General features: G+C 62.8%; 4 protein-coding genes and 1 pseudogene. 3 read left to right on the top strand and 2 right to left on the bottom strand.

All coding sequences use genetic code 11. The features are described from left to right. Both ACY693_RS15455 and panD read left to right on the top strand, forming a co-directional pair. A pseudogene (locus tag ACY693_RS15455) lies at nucleotides 1-215 on the top strand (hypothetical protein); the annotation flags it as partial. Nucleotides 216-474: 259 nt separating this feature from the next. Next, nucleotides 475-855 (top strand): aspartate 1-decarboxylase, encoded by a 381-nt coding sequence (gene panD, locus ACY693_RS15450; protein WP_462322706.1) that lies wholly within the window; start codon nucleotides 475-477, stop codon nucleotides 853-855. A 48-nt stretch (nucleotides 856-903) separates the two neighbouring features. Here the strand turns inward: panD and glgA are convergent, their stop codons facing one another. Beyond that, nucleotides 904-2,415 carry a glycogen synthase GlgA gene (gene glgA, locus ACY693_RS15445; protein ID WP_462322705.1) on the bottom strand — a complete coding sequence of 504 codons (1,512 nt, stop codon included), beginning with the start codon at nucleotides 2,413-2,415 and terminating at the stop codon, nucleotides 904-906. Nucleotides 2,416-2,495: 80 nt separating this feature from the next. Here glgA and zwf point away from each other — a divergent pair, with 80 nt between their 5' ends. Further along, the gene (zwf, locus tag ACY693_RS15440; protein ID WP_462322704.1) at nucleotides 2,496-3,971 is read left to right on the top strand and encodes a glucose-6-phosphate dehydrogenase; all 1,476 of its coding nucleotides are present in this window, start codon (nucleotides 2,496-2,498) and stop codon (nucleotides 3,969-3,971) included. On the opposite strand, the gene ACY693_RS15435 is transcribed toward zwf, so the two are convergent. Then, nucleotides 3,941-4,642, bottom strand: a 702-nt coding sequence (locus ACY693_RS15435; RefSeq protein ID WP_462322703.1) for a biliverdin-producing heme oxygenase, incomplete at its 5' end; no start/stop codon positions are given. The two genes, zwf and ACY693_RS15435, sit on opposite strands and share 31 nt — an antisense overlap.

The following is a 4,642-nucleotide window of genomic DNA, read 5'->3' as shown; positions in this document are numbered from 1 at the left end:
GCCGGCGCTCCGATTTGGCTGAGCCTGGGTCTGGGCACCGGACTGGAACCGGGACCGGACCCGGGTTCGGCCCCGAGGCGAGCGGGGCCGGCGCCGAGGATCGTGCGCTGATCGTCCTTGCCGCTGCCCAGCTTGGGCGAGCGCGGCTGATCGACAATCTGACCTGTGATCTCGATGCGCCACTTGCCGAGTCGGCTAGGGATCTGAGATCCTAGCGCTTTGCTGCGCTGCAGCAAGCGCCTTAGCAAGCCCACTCACAAACCCAATAACGAACCCGGTAGCAAACAGGCAGTCCTCCGCAGGGATTGCGCAGCGCAGAAGGCTTGCCAGGCTCGCTGGCCGGTGCGAGCATTCCTCCATCTCGACCGCGATCTGTATTGGCCTTCGTCCGGACATCGATTACCGAACCGGTCACCGAATTACCTCAAGGGTGGCAGCAAGCTCGATTGCTCCTGCCCAGGGAGACGATTACTGATGCAACTGACTCTGCTCAAGTGCAAGCTCCATCGCGTCTGCGTCACGCAGGCCGAGCTCGATTATGAGGGCTCTTGTGCCATCGACGAGAACCTGATGCGCCTGGCGGGCATCCGCGAATACGAGCAGCTGCACATCTATAACCTGGCCAATGGCGAGCGCTTCACGACCTACGCCATCCGTGCTGAGGCGGGCTCCCAGGTGATCTCGGTGAATGGTGCCGCAGCCCATAAGGCCAGCCCCGGCGATCGCCTGATCATCTGCTGCTATGCGGCGATGACCGAGCAGGAGGCCGCGCTGTTCGAGCCCAGCTTGGTGTACTGTGATGAGCACAACAGCGTGATCCGGACCGGCCATCAGATCCCGGCTCAGGCGGCCTGATCTCAAGGCCACCCGCTCGCTCAAGGCTCGCTGTTGGAGCCTAGCCCGTCAGGCCGAGAGGGCAATGCCCTGATCTGCCCGTGACTCCAGCGCTTCTTCATAGAAGGCCTGGTAGCGCTTGGCGCTGGCCTCCCAGCTCAGGTCTCTCGTCATGCCATTGCGCATCAGCTGCTGCCAGACCCCCGGCTGCTGCTGATAGAGCCGAAGCGCACGCTCGATAGCGCTCCAGAGCGCCTCGGCATTCGGCTCATCGAACAGAAAGCCGGTGGCTTCCTGCTTGGCGAGGCTTTCTTCACCGGCATCGATCACGGTGTCGGCCAGTCCGCCTGTGCGTCGCACAATAGGCACTGTGCCGTAGCGCAGACTGTACATCTGGTTCAGTCCGCAGGGCTCGAAGCGAGATGGCATCAGGAAGAGGTCGCTTCCCGCCTCGATCAGATGGGCGCGCGCCTCATCGTAGCCGATCCGCACGCTCAGCCGGTCTGAATGCTGAGCGGCTAGCTCCAGCAGACGCTGCTCTAATGCGCGATCACCTTCGCCCTGGATGACGAGCTGGATGCCGCCCTTCTCAATGAAGCGGGGGATGAGGTCGAGGATCAGATCGACCCCTTTCTGCTCGACCAGTCGGCCGATGTGGCCAAGGACCAGACGCTGCTCATCGATGGGCAGGTCAAACTGGTGCTGAAGCGCGAGCTTGTTGGCAGCCTTCAGCTCGAGGCTGTTGCGGTCGTAATTCTGCGCCAGGCTGGTGTCGCGCAACGGGTCCCAAGTGCGGTAATCGATACCGTTCAGGATGCCTTGGAATCGCTGTCCGAGCTGCCGCAGCAGGCCATCCAGACCGCAGCCATACTGCGCCGTGCGTGCCTCCCCAGCGTAGGTTGGACTGACCGTGTTGATCCGGTCGGAAAACACGATGCCGCCCTTCAGAAACGACATGCGTTGGTGAAACTCGACCCCGCCGATCGACCAGAGCGCTGGCGGTAAGGCCAGCCGATCGAAGGTCGCGCGATCAAAGACACCCTGATAGGCCAGATTATGGACTGTGAATAGGGTGGCCGGGCGCTCTTCGTAGCGGCTGAGCAACACCGGCGCCAGCCCTGTCTGCCAGTCGTTGCAGTGCAGCACATCCGGGCGCCAATCCAGCGTTGGCAGGCCGAGCGCGACGCGCGCCAGCACCCGCGCGAACAATAAGAAGCGCTCTGGGTTGTCGCCCCAGTCGCCGCCGCTGACATCGGTGTAAGGGTTGCCTTCGCGGCAGAAGTAGGCAGGCGCCTCGACCAGGTAGACCGGCAGGTCGCGATCCGGCAGCAGACCGCCGAGCAAGGATACGGGCCCCTGGGTGTTCTTCAGCCCGAGCTCACTCAACACCCGTAGCTCGCGCACCAGGCGCTTGGCTTGCGGGTAGGCCGGTATGATCAGCCGGGCATCATGACCGAGGTCGCGCAGCGCAGCGGGCAGGCTGGCGGCGACATCGGCAAGGCCGCCGGTCTTGACCAAGGGGTGCGCTTCGCTACTGGCGAACAGTACGGCTTGGCCACCATGAGCGAGAGGAAGGGGCATGGGAGGTTTCCGATGCTTGTGTTGCCGATGAGACTCTCCAACTGAAGCTAGCATAAAACTCTTGACTCTAGGAGAACCCGATGCATGACGACTGCACACTGGTGATCTTTGGCTCGACCGGGAATCTGGCCCAGATCAAGCTACTTCCAGCCCTCTATCATCTCGAGCTTGCCGGTCATCTTGGCCCTGGAATGCGCGTGGTTGGCTTCGGGCGGCGCGACTGGTCTGACGCGCATTGGCGCGATGAGGTGCGTGACTGGGTCAAGCAGTCGGCGCGCGGATCGCTCGATGAGTCGGCGCTGGAGCGATTGCAAGAACGCCTCTATTTTGTCGAAGGCGATCTCACTGATGCCGATGGCTTCGAGCGCCTGGCGCAACGTCTCGCTGGTGATGAGGTCTTTCCGCGCAACCTGATCTTCTATCTGGCGATCGCCCCCGGTCAGTACGGTGCCACCGTTGATGGTCTCGCGGCGCAGGGCCTCAATCAGCCGCAGGGCGGTTGGGCGCGCCTGGTCGTTGAAAAGCCGTTCGGCTACGACCTCGAGAGTGCCGAGATCCTCGATGATCAGCTGCATCGGCATTTCAATGAAGAGCAGATCTTTCGCATCGATCACTACCTCGGCAAGAGCACGGTGCAGAACGTCCTGGTGTTCCGTTTCGCCAACCTGATGCTCGAGCCGCTGTGGAATCGCAACTACATCGATCATGTCCAGATCACCCATGCCGAGTCGCGCGGCATCGGCAGCCGCGCCGGCTTCTATGATGGGGTCGGAGCCCTGCGCGACATGATCCAGAGCCATCTGCTGCAGATGCTGACCCTAGTGGCGATGGAGCCACCGCCGAGCCTGGATGCCGAGGCGCTGCGCGATGAAAAGGTCAAGGTGCTGCGCTCGATCCGCCCGATCAGCCGCCAGGCCGTGCATGCGCAGGCCTTCCGCGCCCAGTATCGGGCCGGTGAGGTCGATGGTGAGTCGGTGGCCGGCTACCTGGATGAGCCTGGCATCGACTCGCAGAGCGCAACCGAGACCTATGCCGCGCTCAAGCTCTACATCGACAACTGGCGCTGGCGTAATGTCCCTTTCTACCTGCGGACCGGCAAGCGTATGGCGGGCACCGATTCGTTGATCAGCATCCGCTTCCGGCATCCGCCGCAGCAGCTGTTCCAAGACACCCCGATCGCGCAACTTGAGCCGAACTGGCTAATGATCAACATCCAGCCCACCGAATGCATCCGCATGGAGCTCCAGGTGAAGCAGGCCGGGCTCGAGATGCGCACCGTCACCGAGCGCTTGGATGCCAACACCTGCTTCATGGGCAGCGAGCAGATCGACGCCTACGAGGCCCTGCTCCTCGACATCATCGAAGGCGATCACTCGCTATTCCTGCGCTATGATGAGGTCAACTACGCCTGGCGGATCGTCGATCCGATCCTCAAGCTCTGGGCTACGGAGCGCAACTTCATCCACACCTACCCGGCCGGCTCCTGGGGGCCGGCTGAGGCGACGCGGCTGTTCGATAAGGAGGATCAGGATTGGCGTAATGGGCTGGATGGGTGAAGCTGCGCGCAGTCTTCATCTGTTGCGGGCCCAATCGCCGATCCAGTCGCCGAGCCAGTCGGCAGGAATCTATCGATAAAACAGCAATACGCCGCCCTGGCGCCCGCACTGATCGCGGTGAGCTCGTCCTCGTTGTGGGCCGGGCGGGCGAGCAACTGACTCAGTGCGATCCAATCGGCGTTTGCTGCCTCCAGCAGCGACCAATAGGCGAAGGCATCTAGGCTGCGCAGCTGCGGTAGCTGCGTCGCAACCTGGGCCGAGATCATCTTGCCACCTTGAGTCGCCCCTTCGAGCACATAGCGGATGCCGAGGTAATGCGCTTGGGGTTGCTCCCAAACCCGGTCCCGAGTCTGCTTACAAATCAGCTCCCCAACCTGCTCCGGCGAGCGGGTAGGATGGACCTCCAATCGGGCCAGGTCCGCTTCTAGGGCTGGGACACGCGGCCGATAGGCGGGCAGCTGCTTTGGCTTGGCGTTAGGATCAGCGGCGGTCAGCTGGCTCAGCCAGCGCTCGACCTCGCGGTGTGCGAGCATTAGGCCGCGCAGCGCCGCAACATACTGCTCCAGCGTTAGTTCGGGGCGAATCAGTTGGCGCAATGCCGGTGTGCGATCGAGCTGGCTGTGCCAAGCTGCGGTGCTGGCCTTGAGCCGCTGGTGGAGGCTTGCGGGCTG

The sequence above is a fragment of the Halochromatium sp. genome, from assembly GCF_054919635.1.
This window is presented reverse-complemented; position numbering and strand designations above follow the sequence as displayed.